The organism is Nonomuraea aridisoli (assembly GCF_003236395.1).
GTDB classification, from domain to species: Bacteria; Actinomycetota; Actinomycetes; order Streptosporangiales; family Streptosporangiaceae; genus Nonomuraea; species Nonomuraea aridisoli.
In genome coordinates, this window is record NZ_POUD01000226.1 from 1 (window position 1) to 15,179 (window position 15,179).

Consider the following 15,179-nt stretch of genomic DNA (forward strand, 5'->3'; position numbering starts at 1 on the left):
CCTGACCAACCCCGCACCACCCCACCGGCACCGTGGTCGCCGACCACGGGCGTGCCCCCATGGCCCGCATCGAAGGGCGGGCCGATCGCCCCGCCCCCCATCGAACGGAGACGTCTTCGTGCTGCCCGACCTCCTGGCCTACGGCGTCCGGATCCTGCCCGGCCTGCTGCTCATCGGCGCATGCTTCGCACTGGCGCGCGCCGACCGGGACCCGCTGCTGCGCATCCTGACCCTCATCTTCGGCTTCATCCTGATCAGGGACGCGATGACACCACTCGGCTTCTGGCGCCTGGGCGTCTCGGGAGGCGTTCCATGGCTGCGCTTCACCGACCAGGCGGGCATCCTGCTGCTGTTCGGCCTCGGCACGGTGGCGCTGACCGCCGCCGTGCTGCACGTGGACAGCGGGCTGCGCGCGCTGGTGCGCTGGGGCCGCTTCACCCCGGTCACCCTCGCCTACGGCATCGGCGGCGGCGTGCTCGCCGCCGCTCCGGCGCTGCTGCTGTCCCTGCCGACACCACTGCCGGCGCGGGGCGGCGCGGTCGCCGTCACGCTGCTGCCGGTGCTGCTGCTGTTCAGCCTGGCGGGCAACCTCGCCGAGGAAGTGCTCTTCCGCGGGTTCCTGCAGGGCCGGCTGGAGCAGCACGCCGGAGCCGTTCGCGCGGCATTGCTGTCGGCCCTGCTGTTCGCCGCCTGCCACGCCTTCCTGGCCTCCACCGTGACCGACGTCGGCTGGCCGCTCCTGGTCTTCACCCTCTACGAGGGGCTGATCTGCGCCTTCCTGCGGCTGCGATCCGGTGTCATCGCGGCCGCCCTCGCCCACGGAACCGCGATCTTCCTACTGGCCGGCGCGCTGGTCTGAGCCGCTGGCCGCGTCACGAGGACCATGCGGTTACGTTCCGTCGAGCTGGACGAAGGCCACGACAACCGTGTCGCCCCACTGTGGCTACCAGGCCGCGAGGTCGAAGGGCGCGCCTGGCTCACCACGTTCCCCGCCCGCACGTGACGACCGCGCAAGAACGTCCAGCCGTGACCGAACCTCATGAGACAGCGAAGGTTTGTCACCGTTGCCGCAATGAGCGACGCCTGTCGCCGACCAGGAACTAGGCAGCAACGCCGGATGACCGGCGACCACGCAGCGAGGATTCTCGATACCGCACCTTCGCCACTGGTGGGTGCTGGTGAAGTTCGTCATCACGATGTCCCAGCTCTACGTGGCCGTCTTCCTGCTCAGCCCGCGGCTGACCGCGCTGGCCGAGGGCGCGGCCGGCTCCGCCACGCTCACTGCGATCGGCTACCCGATCCTGCGCGCGGCCGCCATGCGCGCGCTCGCCGTCCGAGGGCTCAGCGGGCGCGGACCTCGGCGCCGTAGGCGTCGGAGCGCTTGAGGACGAGCTCCGGCTGCGGCGGGGCCGGCCAGACGACGAGCAGATAGCGTTCGGTCGGCGTCCTGGCGATGCCTCCTGGGTCCGTGTCGCGGCCCGTTGCGTGCACCCGCAGCCGATACCAGCCGTCGCCCTCGGTCGCCAGGTTCGGCAGGTCGCGGGGGAGGTCGCCGTGGAGGCCGCGGACGTGCAAAGTGCCGAAGGCGCATTCGAGGGAGATCTCCACGATTTCGTCCCAGGAGTCGAGGTCAGGCGGCGGTGGCTGCCGGACGAGCTGGACCGTGAAGTCGACCACGCCCGTGTGGACGCCGGTGAGGATCGTCGCGCCGGCGTCGGGCTCGTCGTCGTCCAGGGCGATCAGTCCGTTGGGGAACGCGCGCGGGTGCGCGGGGAGAGGTTCGTCCAGCGGGCTGATCAGCACCTGGTGGTGGGACAGCCGGACCCGCGAGTGGAAAGAGTCCACCACGAGGGTGCGGCGGCTCAGGTGGTCTCGGGCTTGCGGCCGACGCCGGCGAGCACGCCGCCCTTGGCCAGGCCCGGCACCGGGTACGGGTCGTCGTTGCGCCAGTCCTGGGCCGGCACGATCCCCGGCTCCAGCAGGTCCAGCCCATCGAAGTAGCCGCGCACGGTCTCCCGGTCGCGCCAGGCGACCGAGCCCGTGGCGGACCTGCGGTAGACGCCCCTGGCCTCGTCCATCTTGTCGGCCTCGCCGGCCTCGGGCTCGATGTAGCCGTGCGAGATCACCAGATGGCCGCCGGGCGCCAGGGCGTCGCGCAGGGTCGAGACGACCCCGGCCACCTCGTCGTCGTCGGGGAAGAAGTGCAGGACGGCGGCCACGACGATCGCCACCGGCCGGCTGAGGTCGAGATGCGCGGCCGCCGCCTTGAGGATGGCGGCGGGGTCGTGCAGGTCGCCCTCCATCACGACGGTGTCGCGGTTCTCGGCCAGCAGCGCCTGGGCGTGGACCAGCACGATGGGGTCGTTGTCGACGTACACGACCTTGGAGCCGGGCGAGACGCGCTGCACGACCTGGTGCACGTTGTCCTGCGTGGGCAGGCCCGTGCCGAGGTCGAGGAACTGCCGCACGCCTGACTCGGCGATGTGCCGGACGGCGCGGATGAGGAAGCCGCGGTTGGCCAGCGCCACCTCGCGTACGTCCGTTCCGGTCTCCCGGGCCAGCTCGATGATCGCCTCGGCGGCTTCCCGGTCGGCGCGGAAGTTGTCCTTTCCGCCGAGGTAGTAGTCGTACATCCGGGCGACACTGGGGATCGTCGGGTCGATCCCCTGGGGAGCCTGCTCGTCCGTCATATCCCTACCTTCCGCGTCTTGCCGATCATACGAGGAAATGTCGGGATTAGTGATCATCTTGGCGGGCGAGGTCAGTCGTCGTAGTGGAGCAGGACGGTGCTGAGGGAGTCGAGGCGCCGCCGGAACTCCACCGGCAACCCCGTCAGCCGCATGGTGGCGCCCGGCGTCTTGTCGACCCGCAGCTGCGCCATGACCAGGACGACGATCCCGCTGGAGTCCCAGCCCGTCATGCCGCTCAAGTCGAGCACGACCCCCCGCTCGGGGGCGACCGCCGCGCGCAGGGCCGCCGCGACCTCCGCGGCCGACTCCTGGTCGAGCGGGCCGGACAGGCGCAGCGTGGTGCGGCCGTCCTCGTCGTAGCGGGCGAGCCGCAAGGGCGGCGGGCCGGGCATCGGGAGCGCGAAGCCGACGGTGACGGTGGTGCCGCCGGGACCCTGGACGACGGTGTACCGGTCGCTGAGCGAGCGGGCGATCCACAGCCCGTGGCCCGGCTCGACCCGCCACGCCGGAGTGGTCACGACCGGCGCCGCGGCCTCGGGGTCGATCACGTCGCACGAGAGCATGTCGCCGTCCGAGGTCATGATCACCCGTCCGGTGCCGGAGCCGTGCAGGATCACGTTCGTGGCCAGCTCGTGCACGATGAGCACGAGGTCCGCGGCACGGCCCTCGGGCAGCCCGTTCCTGACCGCGTGCGCCTCCAGCGCGGCCCTCAGCGTGTACAGCGAGCGGTGCTCGAACGACTGGTCTAGAAGCACCGGCGTCCCGGGGGCGCGCTCGGTCTCCTGGCAGGGCGCCGGGGGCGGGTCATCCGTCATCGACGGTCACCAGGCTGATGCCGGGTGCGGCGCCGGCGCCGAGCAGGAGGAATCGCGAGCTGATGGACGGGTTGCAGCGGAGGGTGACCGAACGGGGAGGGGACAGACTTCTGGCGGCATCCATGATCATGCGTGCGCAATACAGGTCGACGAACGACAGTTCGCTCATGTTAACCGTGATGTCGCCGTCGAGGCGGATGGCTTCGCTCAGCGCCAGCCCCAGAGCGGCCTCGGCGCCGCGGTCGAGCTGCCCCGCCAGGCGTACACCGGGCGGCGCGTACTGGCGGCAGATCCGCAGCAGCGCGTCGTGGTGGTAGGTGGCCGCCGCGACCGAGCGCGTGTGGTAGCCCGAGACCGAGGCGAGCGTGACGGGGTCGAAGCGCACGCGGTCGTACTGGCACAACACCGCGGTGCTGGTGCCGGCGAGCGTGGCGGCGATCTCCTCCTCGAACGCGGGCAACTGCTCGATGCCCGCCATCGGCTGTAACGCCCAGCTCATGTCGAGGGCCACCCGCAGCCCCGGGTAGCCCTCGCCGGACGTGCGCGCCATCTGGTCGCGGAACCAGCGCATGGCGTGCTCCACCGCGAACGCCTGGCCGTCCAGCAGGGAGCCCTGGCACGTCATGACGGCCATCCGGCCCGCCGAGACGCTCTCGCGCGGCGCCACGCCGCGCAGCGCCAGCTCAGCGAGCCGGCGTTGCGGCTCCTCGGCCAGCCAGACGACCCGCTGCCCTTCGGCCAGCCCGTCACGGACGAAGGCGGCGGTCAGGTCGAGCAGTTCCTCGGTCTCGCCGAACGTGAGACAGGCGTGATCCCTGATGGTCAGATCCGTGATCTGCGTTTCCGCGCCGACCGTCACCCACGTCACCTTCCCGATCGCGGTCACCTCCCGGGGCCCGCATGGCTGCGGACTCTACCGTAGCGATCAAGATGCGCCCGCCCCTTGCGTCCTTCTTGCTGCCCTGCGTACGGGCGCATAAGCGTAGGGCGCCTAACCCGGCAGGTAGACGTGCCAGCGGCCCGGCCGCACGTCCCACAGCGGCCCCTTGCGCCAGCCGTGCAGGAACGCCGCAGGAACGCGCCGGCCCCGGTCCACGGCGACGACCTGCTTGCCCGCCGCCTGCGCGGCGCGCACCGCGGCCGGGACGGCGGTGTCGCGCGGCCAGCTCAGCACCATGTGGGACTGGCAGCCCGCCCGGTAGGCGATCATCACCGCGTGCTCGCCGTACACCAGGCAGGGCGGGCGCACGCCGAGGGCGCGCAGCGCCGCGGCGACCTCGGCGTCGGCCGCGCGCCGCTGCAGCCGCAGGGCGGCGACCTCGCCGAGGGTGAGCCCCTGCAGCGTGAACTGGCCGAGCAGACCGGCCGTCACCAGGCCCGCGCCGGCCCGCCGCAGCCCGCGCCGCCGCGGCCCGCTCACCGCGAACCCGGCCGCGTGCGCGACGGGCAGCGCCAGCAGCGCGTACGCGGGCAGCAGGAACCGCGGCGCCGCGTAGCCCACCAGGAAGACGTACGGCGCCGCCATGGCGAGACCGGCGGCGGCCGGCAGCAGGCATTCGGCCAGGCGGTCGCGGCGGCGGGCCGCGTACAGGCCGAGCAGGACGAGGACGGGGATGGCGGCCCACCACAGCGCCCAGGACGTCACCACGGGCCCGCAGTCGGCCGGCGGGCGGCACAGCAGCGGTCCGTCGAGGGCGCGGGCGTGCTCGACCAGCGTGACGTGCAGGCCGGTCTCGTTCGCCGCTCCGGCGGCCTGCCAGCGCGCGGCCAGACCGCCGAAGCGTACGTACGCCTCGACGACCCAGTCGGCCCAGCCGGCGGCCAGGCCCGCCGCGAGGGCCGCCGCCACCCGGAGCCGCCGCCACCCCGGGACGGCCAGCGCCGCGGCGAGCGCGAGGACCAGCCAGACGCTGTCCGGCGGGCGCAGCAGCGCCACGGCCGCCACGCTCACGGCGAGCCAGAGCAGCGGTCCCCGGCCGCCGTCCTGGCGCACGCAGCGCAGGAAGCAACCGGCGGCGGCCACCGAGCCGCAGGCCACCCAGAAGTTCGGCATCGCCTCGTTGCCGTAGAACAGCGCCGCCCACGTCGAGGCGAACAGCGCGGCGGCGACCGGCGCGACCGGTCCGGAACGCACCCGCAACCACGTCCCGAAGGACGCGTACAGCGCCAGGACGGACAGCAGGCACAGATAGCAGCGCAGCACCTCCGTCGAGGAGGTGAACAGCACCACGGGGGCGACGAGCAGGGTGATGCCACGGGCGCGCGGCGCGATGAACTCCGTCTCCGGCACCCGCGGATCGACCTGGCTGACGTAGACGACCTCGTCCCAGCCCAATCCCATGCGCGGGGTCACCACGGCCAGCTGGACGAGCCCGTAGCAGACCGCCACCACCAGCAGGAGCGCCCGCCACGGGTCGGCGGGCCGCCATGTGCGAATTGCTACCATCGGTCCCTTCCTAACAGCGGCCCCGGGGACGGGCGCGGCTGCGGGGGCGGGACCTGCCGGAACGCAGAGACGTTCCTGACCTGCGCATTCCCGGCGAGCGGGGGTCAGTCGTCCATGACGCCGTAGGAGACCGCGCGGAACAGGAACGACGCCCACGAGCGGTACGGCCGCCAGGCCTCGGCCAGCTTCCGGTACGCCGACGGCGGCGCGTCCTCCGGCAGCCCGTACGCCTCCCGCAGCAGGGCGAAGAGCCGTGGCTCGTCGCCGGGGAACGCGTCGGGCGCGCCCGCGCCGCGGATCAGGATGAGCCCCGCCGAGAACGGGCCCACGCCGGGCAGCGCGCGCAGCTGCGCCAGGGCCTCCTCGGGGGCGATCGAGCGCAGGTGCTCGGTGGTGAGCAGGCCGTCGAGCGCGGCCCTGGCCAGCCCGCGCAGCCACTCCTCCTTCTGCACGGGCAGGCCGAGACCGCCCGCCTCCAGCAGGCTCACCGGCGGCGGGAAGGCGGTGTACTCGCGGCCGTCCAGGGTGAGAGTGGCGCCGTACCGCTCGGCGATGCGCTGTTTGATCCGGGCGGCGATCAGCATCGACGACCGCTGCACGATCACCGCCCAGCAGGCCGCCTCCCACGGGCTCCAGAAGCACACCGGCCGCAGCCCCGGACGGCGCCGCTGCAGGTCGCCGAGGACCGGGTCGGCCTCGCCGAGCTTGGCGAAGCCGGCGCCGTCGACGTCGAGGGAGAGGATGCGCGCCACCTCGGCGCGGATGCCGGGGCCGGGGGCCCGCGTCGTGGCGACCTCGACCCCGCCGGGAGCGGCCGTCATCCGCACGCCGATCGGCAGCCAGTCGCTCTCCGCGCAGTACGCGAAGCGCAGCGCCCGCCCGTCGGAGGGCAGCGCGCTGGTGGCCGGCCAGTCCTCGAGGAAGCGCAGCGAGGCGCCGAAGTCGAACGGCCCCTCGGCGGTGATCGTGAACCCGTGCGTGGTCATGGGCGTATGGTAGGCGGCCCGTTCAGCCGCGCAGGCGCGCGAGGTGGCCGGTGAGGTGGTCGCGGGCGGCGGCCGTGGCGCGGGCGGCGTGCTCCTCCACGTTCTGCGGCGGGCGGGTGCCGCCGGCCAGCAGCATGGCGTAGCCGTGCGCCGCGGACACGTGGACGTAGACGAGGTCCGCGACGCCGGCCCAGGAGGTGCCGGCGGGCAGGGCGTCGGCGGCCAGTTTCATCAGCACGTCCATGAACCGGCGGCTCTGCTCGTGGACGGCCTCGCGGTGGGTGACGCCGAAGTCATGGGAGTAGACGAGGTCGATCCCGGCACGGTGGCCGAGGACGTACCCGGCGTAGGCCCCGGCGGTGGCCGCGAGCCGCTCGACCGGATCGGGGCCGGCCTGCTCGGCCGCCCACGCGAGCACGCCGGTGAGGTCGGCGAGGATCGCCGCCGCGCAGGCCGCCAGCAGCGCCTCCCGGTCGGGGAAGTGGCGGTACGGGGCCGCCGACGACACGCCCGCGCGGGCGGCGACCTTGGCCACCGAGAACCCGGCGACGCCCGCCTCGGCCAGCAGCGCGACGCCCTCGCGGACGAGCACCGCCGGCAGGTCGCCGTGGTGGTAGCCGCGCCGCGTGGGTCTGCTCACGGGACCGATTCTCCTCTCGCCGGGGCGTGGAGTAGTCTCGTCGATGTAAGAGCCCTCTAACATTGAGAGTAGCGAACATGCGCAAGCGAATCCTCGGACAGCAGGGCCTGACGGTGTCGGCGCTGGGCTACGGCGCGATGGGCATCTCCCTGGCCTACGGGCCGTCCGACGAGAAGGACGGCATCGCCGCCATCCGCCGCGCCCACGAGCTGGGCGTGACGTTCTTCGACACGGCCGAGCTCTACGGCCGGGGCCACAACGAGCGGATCGTCGGCGCGGCCCTGGCTCCCGTCCGCGACGAGGTCGTCATCGCCACCAAGTTCGGCTTCGACTTCACCGGCACCCGCGAGGGCGGCGTCGACAGCCGTCCCGAGCACATCCGCGAGGTCGTCGACAACAGCCTGCGCTACCTCGGCGTGGACGTCATCGACGTCCTCTACCAGCACCGCGTCGACCCCTCCGTGCCGATCGAGGACGTCGCGGGCACGGTCAAGGAGCTCGTGGAGGCCGGGAAGGTGCGCTTCTTCGGCTTGAGCGAGGCGGGCGCGAGCACCATCCGGCGGGCGCACGCCGTCCTTCCCGTCTCGGTGCTGCAGACCGAGTACTCCCTGTTCGAGCGGGACGTGGAGACGCTCTTCCCCGTCCTGCGCGAGCTCGGGATCGGGTTCGTGGCGTACTCGCCGCTGGGCCGCGGGTTCCTGACCGGCCAGGCCAAGCCCGGCGCCGAGTACGACGAGACCGACATGCGCTCCTGGGACGCCCGGTTCCAGCCCGGCAACTACGAGAAGAACCTGGAGGCGACCGAGCGGCTGGGCGAGCTGGCCGCCGCCAAGGGAGCCACGGTGGCGCAGCTCGCCCTGGCGTGGCTGCTCGCCCAGGGCGACGACATCGTGCCGATCCCCGGCACCCGCAGCGTGCGGCGGCTGGAGGAGAACGTCGCGGCGGCCGACATCGAGCTCGACGACTCCGACCTGGCGCGCGTCGCCGAGATCCTGCCGCACGGCGGCTTCGGCGCCCGCTACCCGGAGGGCATGCTGCCGTCCTGGGAGTGAGCCGTCACGAGGTGGAGAACGGCCGGCGCTCGCACGCCGGCGACGCCTTCACCGCGGCGGATCCCATGCGCGCATTGCCTGGTGCGGAAGGGGTAGGGGCTCCCATAGCCGGAAGAAACAGGGGGAACGGTCATGAGCCGCATCGCAGAGTGGCTGAAGAAAGCCGAGAACCTGGCCAGAGGGCACTCCAAGCAGGCCGATCAGGTCCTGGACCGCGCCGAGCAGTACGCGAAGGAGCGGACGGGGCACAAGTACGACGAGCAGATCAGCAAGGGTGCGGACGCCGTGCAGCAGCGTTACGGCGGCGGCGAGGCCGGGCAGCAGACCGGGCAGCAGACCGGGCAGCAGGGCGAGCAGCAGACCGGGCAGCAGGCCGGCGGGCAGCAGCGGCCTTCGCAGGAGGAGCGAGAGCGGCGCATGCCGCCGCAGGGCTGACCGGAACGGAAGACGGGCGTGGCGGAGTTCCCGCCACGCCCGCGTGCGTGTGAACGGTCAGGAGCGCGCGTCGTCCATGACCTTGCGCGCGTCGCGCTCGAACGACGCCCTGGCCCCGAGCGTCACCAGGCCGCCGACGACCATGGGGATCACCAGGATGTACATGCCGCCCACCAGCGAGCCGAGCTGGTCGGAGGCGATGCCGACCACCAGCGAGCCGAACGCGCCGCCGGCCGTGATGAGCAGCTGCAGGACCGCGAAGCCGAGGCCGCGAGCCGAGGCCGAGACGACATCCGCCAGGCACGCCGTCATGTTCGGGATCGCGATCGACATCAGCGACGACGACAACATGATCAGGACCGTCAGCGTGCCGATCGAGTCGGTGGACAACGCGCCGGCCAGGACGAGCGAGCCGGCGGTGATGCCGCTGCCGCCCGCCAGCAGCCGGCCGCCCTTGCGGGTGCCGTGCCACTTCCTGCCCAGCCACGAGCCGACCAGGGTGCCGGTCAGCGTGCCGACGATGGTGATCAGGCCGCTCAGCGAGCCCGCGGTGCCCACGCTGACGCCGTAGTCGCGCACCATGAGCGTCGGCATCCAGTAGAAGATGCCGGCCAGGCCCAGGGTGAGGAACGACAGGCCGATGCAGACGAAGACCAGCGTCGGGATCCGGATCACCTGGCCGAACTGCGACCAGAACGGCGGCTTGGCCTCCTTGACCTGCTGGGCGCCGGCCGCGGCCGAGACCGGCTCGCCGCTGGCCACCAGCCGGTCCAGCTCGCCGCGGCGCGGCTCGCGCAACATCCAGACGAGCAGGGCGGTGAGCACGCCCGGCACGACCATGACGAGGAACGCCGTACGCCAGCCGAACGCCTCGGCCAGCACGCCGCCGAGCAGCGTGCCGACGCCGCCCAGGTACGTGGTGACGCGCGTGAGCCCGTACGCCTTGGCCCGGCTGGCGGGCGGGTAGTAGTCGGCGAGCAGGCTGCCCGAGGCCGGGTTGTCGATGTTCTCGGCCGCGGCGAGGACCACGCGCATCATGTAGAACATCGCGAAGCCGGTGGCCAAGCCGGAGCCGAGCGTGGCGATGGCCCAGACGAAGACGACGATCGCGATGATGCGCGTACGGCTGAAGCGGTCCGCCAGGAATCCGGCGGGCAGCGCGACGAGGGCCGCCGCCAGGGCGGCGGCCGTGGGGATGGAACCGGCGGCGGTGTCGCTGAAACCCCATTCCGCCTGGATGAGGGGGAGCACACCTGACAGCAGGTTGTGCTCGATCCGGTCCACGAGTCCGACGATGAAGAGCACGACCAGTGGTGCCCACCCGAATGGTGCGCGGGATTGCGCGTCGATGGTGCCTGTGCGCGGCGAACCCAACCCGACCATGCCCACCCTTTCGCTAGCGTAAATCTAGAATTGCGTTCTAGGGCATTGTTCTAGACAGAGTGGCAGAAGTCACAGCGTTCGTAAATGGGTGATTACTGGGAAATTTCGAGACTCGGCCGCTCCGGTACGGTTGGCCCATGGTCAACGGGGCACTGCTCGTCGCGGGCACCACGTCGGACGCGGGCAAGAGCGTCGTCACCGCCGGGATCTGCCGCTGGCTGGCGCGCCAGGGCGTCCGGGTCGCGCCGTTCAAGGCCCAGAACATGTCGCTCAACTCGTACGTCACCGCCGACGGCGCCGAGATCGGCCGTGCCCAGGTCGTGCAGGCCCAGGCGGCGGGCCTCGAACCGGTCGCCGACATGAACCCCGTCCTGCTCAAGCCCGGCAGCGACCGCCGCAGCCAGGTCGTGCTCATGGGCCGCCCGGTCGCCGACGTGGACGCCATGGAGTACGGCGCGCTGAAGGACCTGCTGCGCACGACGGCCCTGGAGGCGCTCGCCCGGCTCAGGAAGCAGTACGACGTGGTGGTGTGCGAGGGCGCGGGCAGCCCCGCCGAGATCAACCTGCGCCGCGGCGACATCGCCAACATGGGCCTGGCCAGGGCCGCGGACCTGCCGGTGATCGTGGTCGGCGACATCGACAGGGGAGGGGTGTTCGCCGCCTTCTACGGCACGGTCGGCCTGCTGGAGGCCGCCGACCAGGCGCACGTCGCCGGGTTCGTGGTCAACAAGTTCCGCGGCGCGAAGGAGCTCCTGGAGCCCGGCCTCCACATGCTCAGGCGGCTGACCGGCCGGGAGGTGTACGGCGTGCTGCCCTGGCTCGACGGCCTCTGGATGGACGTCGAGGACTCCCTCGCCCTCGACGGCCGCCGCGTCGCCGCCGGGCCGCCGCACGGCCGGCAGACCCTGCGGGTGGCGGTCGTCCGGCTGCCCAGGATCTCGAACTTCACCGACGTGGACGCGCTGGCCGCCGAGCCGGGGGTGGTCGTCCGGTTCGTCACCGGCCCGGCCGAGCTGGAGGACGCCGACCTGGTCGTGCTGCCCGGCTCCCGCGCCACGGTGACGGACCTGGCCTGGGTGCGCGAGACCGGCCTCGCCGCGGCGATCGGCGCCCGCCGCGGGCCCGTCCTCGGGATCTGCGGCGGGTTCCAGATGCTCGGACGGGAGATCCACGATGAGGTGGAGTCGGGGGCCGGGCGCGTCGAAGGGCTCGGCCTGCTGCCCGTCCGGGTCGCGTTCGGACGTGAGAAGCACCTGGCCAGACCCGAGGGCAGCGCGTACGGCGAGCCGGTGCGGGCGTACGAGATCCACCACGGGGTGGCGACCGTGGAGGGCGGGGAGCCGTTCCTCGACGGCTGCCGGGTGGGGAACGTCTGGGGCACCACCTGGCACGGCGCCCTGGAGAACGACGGCTTCCGGCGCGCGTTCCTGGCCGACGTGGCCGAGCGGGCGGGGCGGGCGTTCGTCCCCGCGCCCGGCACCGACTTCGCGCGGCTGCGCGAGGACCGGCTCGACGCGCTCGGCGACCTGGTCGAGCACCACCTCGACACCGGCGCCCTGCTCCGCCTCATCGAGCAGGGACCGCCCGAGCTGCCGGTCCTGCCGCCGGGCGCGCCGGTCTAGCCGAACAGCTTGGTGGTCACCTTCTTGGGATCGGGTGCCTTGATCGTCACCTTCGAGCCCCACTTGGTGTAGCGGCTGTCGATGGTGACGATGCTGCTCTCCCCGAGCTCGGTCAGCTCCCAGGTGCTGCGCACCCTGCTCACCAGGCCGGAGGAGCCGAGCGTGAGGGTGTAGGAGATCTTCACGTCGTCCTGCTCGCCGTTGAGCCTCGACGCCCAGGACGAGACCTTCTTGAGGTCCTTCACGGTGATCGTCCCGGTGACGGAGCCCTTGCTCGACGTGCCCTTCTTGAGCAGCGCGGCCACGGTCTTCGGCTCCGCCGGATTGATGATCTGCGCGTTGCCGCCGGGGTATCCGCCTCCCGTTCGCTTCAACCACGGCTTGTCCTCGGGCAGGACGTTCTTCAGCAACCCGCCGGTGCGGTAGACGGTCTTGCCGGTGGCGATGACCCGCTGGGTGCCGTAGTCGTCCTCCATCGTCAGGTCGAAGCCCGATAAGCCCTTCTCACCGAACCCGTAGACGCCCTTGCCGCTGCCGGCCTCGCGCGTGCTGGTGCCGTCCGACCCGGTCACCGTGTCGGTGACGTGCACGCCGCGGCCGGGCTTGAGCATCGACTCGAGGGCGCGGACGGGGTCCTTCGGGGCCGCCTGCGCGGGTGCGGCGCCCAGCGTGAGCGCGCCTACGGCGGCCAGCATCGTGATCATTTTTTTCATGGTCGGCGATCGTAGGGCTTCACGGATTGCCGTGTCCCGGAAGTGAAGGGAACGCTCCGTTGCCGGATTCGCCCGGTGACGTGAGCCCGGCGGAGCGGGACGATGCGGCCATGACAGCAGTGGTTCAGGCCGAAGGGCTGACCAAGTATTACGGCAGGCGCCGGGGCCTGGAGGACCTCACGCTCGACATCCAGCCGGGCGAGATCTTCGGCTACCTCGGGCCGAACGGCGCGGGCAAGACCACCACGATCCGGTTGCTGCTCGACGTGATCAGGCCCACCCGGGGCCTCGTCCGCGTGCTCGGCGGCGACCCGCGTGATCCCGCGATCCGCTCCCGGATCGGCTACCTGCCGGGCGAGCTGGCGCTGGAGGGCCGCGAACGCGCCGGGGAGTACCTGCGCTTCCTCGGCCGGATCCGCGGCGGCGTGGCGGCCTCCCGCATCGACGAGCTGGCCGAGCGGTTCGAGGCCGACCTGTCCGTGCAGATGCGCAAGCTCTCCAAGGGCAACAAGCAGAAGATCGGGCTGATCCAGGCGTTCATGCACGAGCCGGAGTTCCTCATCCTGGACGAGCCGACCGGCGGGCTCGACCCGCTGGTGCAGCAGGAGTTCCTGGCGCTGCTGCGCGAGGTGCGCAAGTCCGGCCGCACCGTGCTCATGTCCTCGCACGTGCTCGCCGAGGTGGAGAGCGTCTCCGACCGCGTCGGCATCGTCCGCGACGGCCGCCTGGTCGCCGTCGAGGACGTGGCGGCGCTGCGCGAGAAGGCCGTGCGCCGCATCGAGCTGCACTTCGACGCGCCCGTGCCCGCCGCCGACTTCCAGGGCCTGCCCGGCGTGCGCGACCTGCGCGTGGAGGGCGCCGGCGTGCGCTGCACGATCGACGGCCGCCCGGACGCGCTCGTCAAGGCGGCGGCGCGTCACACCGTCGTGCACCTCGTGAGCGCGGAGCCGGACCTGGAGGAGATCTTCCTGACCTACTACAGCGAAGAGGAGGGCCACCGTGATCGCCAAGAGTCTGCGTGACAACCGCCGGGCGCTCGCCTGGTGGAGCGCCGGCATCTGCGCCTTCCTGGCGGTCTACATGAGCGTCTACGGCTCGGTGCGGGAGAACCCCGAGACGTACAGCGGCATCGCGATGGACAAGTTCCCCGGCCCGCTCAAGGACCTCATGGGCGGGTTCCAGGACTTCCAGACCGGCGCCGGTTACCTCCAGTCGGTCGTCTACCAGCTGTTCGTGCCGATGCTCTTCATCGTGTGCGCCACGCTGCTGGCCAACCGGATCATCGCCCAGCCGGAGGAGTCCGGCACGCTGGAGCTCGTCGTCACGCTGCCGGTGGACCGGCGGCGGCTCGTCGTGGAGCGGTGGGCGGCGCTGGTGCTGTCGCTGCTCGCCGTGGCCTGCGTGACGCTGGCCGTCGCGTGGGCGGTCAGCGTGGCCGTCGACATGGGGGTGGCGTTCGACCGGATCGCCGCCGCGCACACCGGCGTGTTCCTGGTCGCGCTGCTGTTCGGGACCGTTGCGCTGACCGTCGGCGCCGCCACCGGGCGTAAGATGCTCGCCTCCGCGGTCGTCGGCGTCTGGGTCGTGACCGGCTACCTGGTCGTCACCATCGGCCGCAGCGTCGACGCCATCGCCTGGCTGAAGTGGCTCTCCCCGTTCCACTACTACGCCGAGGGCAGGCCGCTGTACGACGGGCTGCCCGTCGGGGACTACCTTGTCCTGCTGGCGGCGACGGCCGTGCTCGCGCTCACCGCGGTGCTCGCCTTCGACAGGCGTGACGTAGGAGTCTGATGGCGATCTCCGACCTGCCCCCCGACCTGCTCGGGGGGCATCGGCAGGTGCTGGCCGGCTGCGCGGCGACCGGCCGCTTACCGGACCGCGCGACGGTCGAGGCCTACCGCGCGGCCGGCACCCGCGCCGCCGAGCTGGGCGTGCCGCTGCGGGTACTGGTCGACGCGGCCCTCGCGGAGGGGGAGGACCTGCCGTCCGTGCTGCCCGCGCTGCGCAGGGCCGTCTCCGCGCTGATGGACGGCTACGAGCGGGCCCAGCTCGCCGCCATCCGCCAGGAGGAGATCGCCCGCAGGGAGTTCGTGGACGATTTGCTCCAGGGCCGGGCCGAACGCCTCGCCGAGCGGGCCGAGCACTTCGGGCTGCGCCTGGCCGAGTCGTACGTGGTGGCGGTGGCGCGCGGGCTGCGCGACGGCGAACAGGACCGGATCGAGCGGGACCTGATCGCCCGGTTCGGCTCCCACAACGTCCTGGTGGCCGTACGCGACCGGCTGCTGGTGTGCGTCGCCCCCGCGACGCTGTCCGCCGCCGTGGGGGAGTTCACCCACCACGTACGCGCCCGCTTCGCGCCCGGCTGGCGGGTCGGCGTGGGGCGGGCGCACCGGGGGC

Annotated in this window: 17 protein-coding genes; 8 read left to right on the top strand and 9 right to left on the bottom strand. The window is 72.4% G+C overall.

The annotated features are described in order from the left end of the window. Positions 1-118 precede the first annotated feature (118 nt). Positions 119-859 carry a CPBP family glutamic-type intramembrane protease gene (locus C1J01_RS36235; RefSeq protein ID WP_235854902.1) on the top strand — a complete coding sequence of 247 codons (741 nt, stop codon included), beginning with the start codon at positions 119-121 and terminating at the stop codon, positions 857-859. A 319-nt stretch (positions 860-1,178) separates the two neighbouring features. Next, a complete protein-coding gene (locus C1J01_RS36240) occupies positions 1,179-1,385 on the top strand; it encodes a hypothetical protein (RefSeq protein WP_146615849.1) in 207 nt (68 codons plus the stop codon). Here C1J01_RS36240 and C1J01_RS36245 read toward each other — a convergent pair. From C1J01_RS36245 to C1J01_RS36275, 7 genes are all read right to left on the bottom strand, one after another. Then, positions 1,342-1,845, bottom strand: coding sequence for a hypothetical protein (locus C1J01_RS36245; protein WP_181449157.1), 504 nt, complete (start codon positions 1,843-1,845; stop codon positions 1,342-1,344). The two genes, C1J01_RS36240 and C1J01_RS36245, sit on opposite strands and share 44 nt — an antisense overlap. 17 nt (positions 1,846-1,862) lie before the next feature. Then, a complete protein-coding gene (locus C1J01_RS36250) occupies positions 1,863-2,690 on the bottom strand; it encodes an SAM-dependent methyltransferase (RefSeq protein ID WP_111183483.1) in 828 nt (275 codons plus the stop codon). Positions 2,691-2,761: 71 nt separating this feature from the next. Beyond that, a complete protein-coding gene (locus tag C1J01_RS36255; protein WP_111183484.1) occupies positions 2,762-3,505 on the bottom strand; it encodes an ATP-binding protein in 744 nt (247 codons plus the stop codon). Further along, entirely contained in the window at positions 3,495-4,391 is an 897-nt protein-coding gene (locus tag C1J01_RS36260; protein ID WP_111183485.1) for an MEDS domain-containing protein, read from the bottom strand. Before C1J01_RS36260 ends, C1J01_RS36255 begins: the two co-directional genes overlap by 11 nt. 105 nt (positions 4,392-4,496) lie before the next feature. Further along, positions 4,497-5,951, bottom strand: coding sequence for a hypothetical protein (locus C1J01_RS36265; protein WP_111183486.1), 1,455 nt, complete (start codon positions 5,949-5,951; stop codon positions 4,497-4,499). 104 nt (positions 5,952-6,055) lie between these two features. Then, a complete protein-coding gene (locus tag C1J01_RS36270) occupies positions 6,056-6,937 on the bottom strand; it encodes a DNA-3-methyladenine glycosylase family protein (RefSeq protein ID WP_111183487.1) in 882 nt (293 codons plus the stop codon). A gap of 22 nt (positions 6,938-6,959) precedes the next feature. Further along, positions 6,960-7,577, bottom strand: coding sequence for a TetR/AcrR family transcriptional regulator (locus C1J01_RS36275; protein ID WP_181449158.1), 618 nt, complete (start codon positions 7,575-7,577; stop codon positions 6,960-6,962). 77 nt (positions 7,578-7,654) lie between these two features. Between C1J01_RS36275 and C1J01_RS36280 the strand changes: the two genes are divergently transcribed. Next, complete coding sequence (locus C1J01_RS36280) at positions 7,655-8,629, top strand: aldo/keto reductase (protein WP_111183489.1); 975 nt, start codon at positions 7,655-7,657, stop codon at positions 8,627-8,629. Between the two features lie 132 nt (positions 8,630-8,761). Next, positions 8,762-9,064, top strand: a complete 303-nt coding sequence (locus tag C1J01_RS36285; RefSeq protein ID WP_111183490.1) for an antitoxin — start codon at positions 8,762-8,764, stop codon at positions 9,062-9,064. A gap of 57 nt (positions 9,065-9,121) precedes the next feature. Here the strand turns inward: C1J01_RS36285 and C1J01_RS36290 are convergent, their stop codons facing one another. Next, positions 9,122-10,369 carry an MFS transporter gene (locus tag C1J01_RS36290; protein ID WP_235854903.1) on the bottom strand — a complete coding sequence of 416 codons (1,248 nt, stop codon included), beginning with the start codon at positions 10,367-10,369 and terminating at the stop codon, positions 9,122-9,124. Between the two features lie 215 nt (positions 10,370-10,584). Here C1J01_RS36290 and C1J01_RS36295 point away from each other — a divergent pair, with 215 nt between their 5' ends. Further along, positions 10,585-12,069: a cobyric acid synthase gene (locus C1J01_RS36295; RefSeq protein ID WP_111183492.1), complete on the top strand. Its 1,485-nt coding sequence runs from the start codon at positions 10,585-10,587 to the stop codon at positions 12,067-12,069. Here the strand turns inward: C1J01_RS36295 and C1J01_RS36300 are convergent. Further along, entirely contained in the window at positions 12,066-12,782 is a 717-nt protein-coding gene (locus C1J01_RS36300; protein WP_146615850.1) for a hypothetical protein, read from the bottom strand. The genes C1J01_RS36295 and C1J01_RS36300 overlap by 4 nt on opposite strands. Before the next feature lie 110 nt (positions 12,783-12,892). On the opposite strand from C1J01_RS36300, the gene C1J01_RS36305 reads away from it, so the two are divergent. From C1J01_RS36305 to C1J01_RS36315, 3 genes are all read left to right on the top strand, one after another. Beyond that, positions 12,893-13,804 carry an ABC transporter ATP-binding protein gene (locus C1J01_RS36305; protein WP_111183494.1) on the top strand — a complete coding sequence of 304 codons (912 nt, stop codon included), beginning with the start codon at positions 12,893-12,895 and terminating at the stop codon, positions 13,802-13,804. Further along, entirely contained in the window at positions 13,782-14,573 is a 792-nt protein-coding gene (locus tag C1J01_RS36310; protein WP_111183495.1) for an ABC transporter permease subunit, read from the top strand. The genes C1J01_RS36305 and C1J01_RS36310 overlap by 23 nt, the downstream gene beginning before the upstream one ends. Beyond that, positions 14,573-15,179 (top strand): CdaR family protein (locus C1J01_RS36315; RefSeq protein WP_500048297.1); only part of this gene is annotated, 607 nt, incomplete at its 3' end. The genes C1J01_RS36310 and C1J01_RS36315, both read left to right, overlap by 1 nt.

Coding starts and splice junctions, on each gene's coding strand:
- C1J01_RS36295 (WP_111183492.1), top strand. CDS start 10,585: ATGGTCAACGGGGCACTGCTCGTCGCGGGCACCACGTCGGACGCGGGC.
- C1J01_RS36265 (WP_111183486.1), bottom strand. CDS start 5,951: ATGGTAGCAATTCGCACATGGCGGCCCGCCGACCCGTGGCGGGCGCTC.
- C1J01_RS36305 (WP_111183494.1), top strand. CDS start 12,893: ATGACAGCAGTGGTTCAGGCCGAAGGGCTGACCAAGTATTACGGCAGG.
- C1J01_RS36300 (WP_146615850.1), bottom strand. CDS start 12,782: ATGAAAAAAATGATCACGATGCTGGCCGCCGTAGGCGCGCTCACGCTG.
- C1J01_RS36285 (WP_111183490.1), top strand. CDS start 8,762: ATGAGCCGCATCGCAGAGTGGCTGAAGAAAGCCGAGAACCTGGCCAGA.
- C1J01_RS36280 (WP_111183489.1), top strand. CDS start 7,655: ATGCGCAAGCGAATCCTCGGACAGCAGGGCCTGACGGTGTCGGCGCTG.
- C1J01_RS36250 (WP_111183483.1), bottom strand. CDS start 2,690: ATGACGGACGAGCAGGCTCCCCAGGGGATCGACCCGACGATCCCCAGT.
- C1J01_RS36270 (WP_111183487.1), bottom strand. CDS start 6,937: ATGACCACGCACGGGTTCACGATCACCGCCGAGGGGCCGTTCGACTTC.
- C1J01_RS36255 (WP_111183484.1), bottom strand. CDS start 3,505: ATGACGGATGACCCGCCCCCGGCGCCCTGCCAGGAGACCGAGCGCGCC.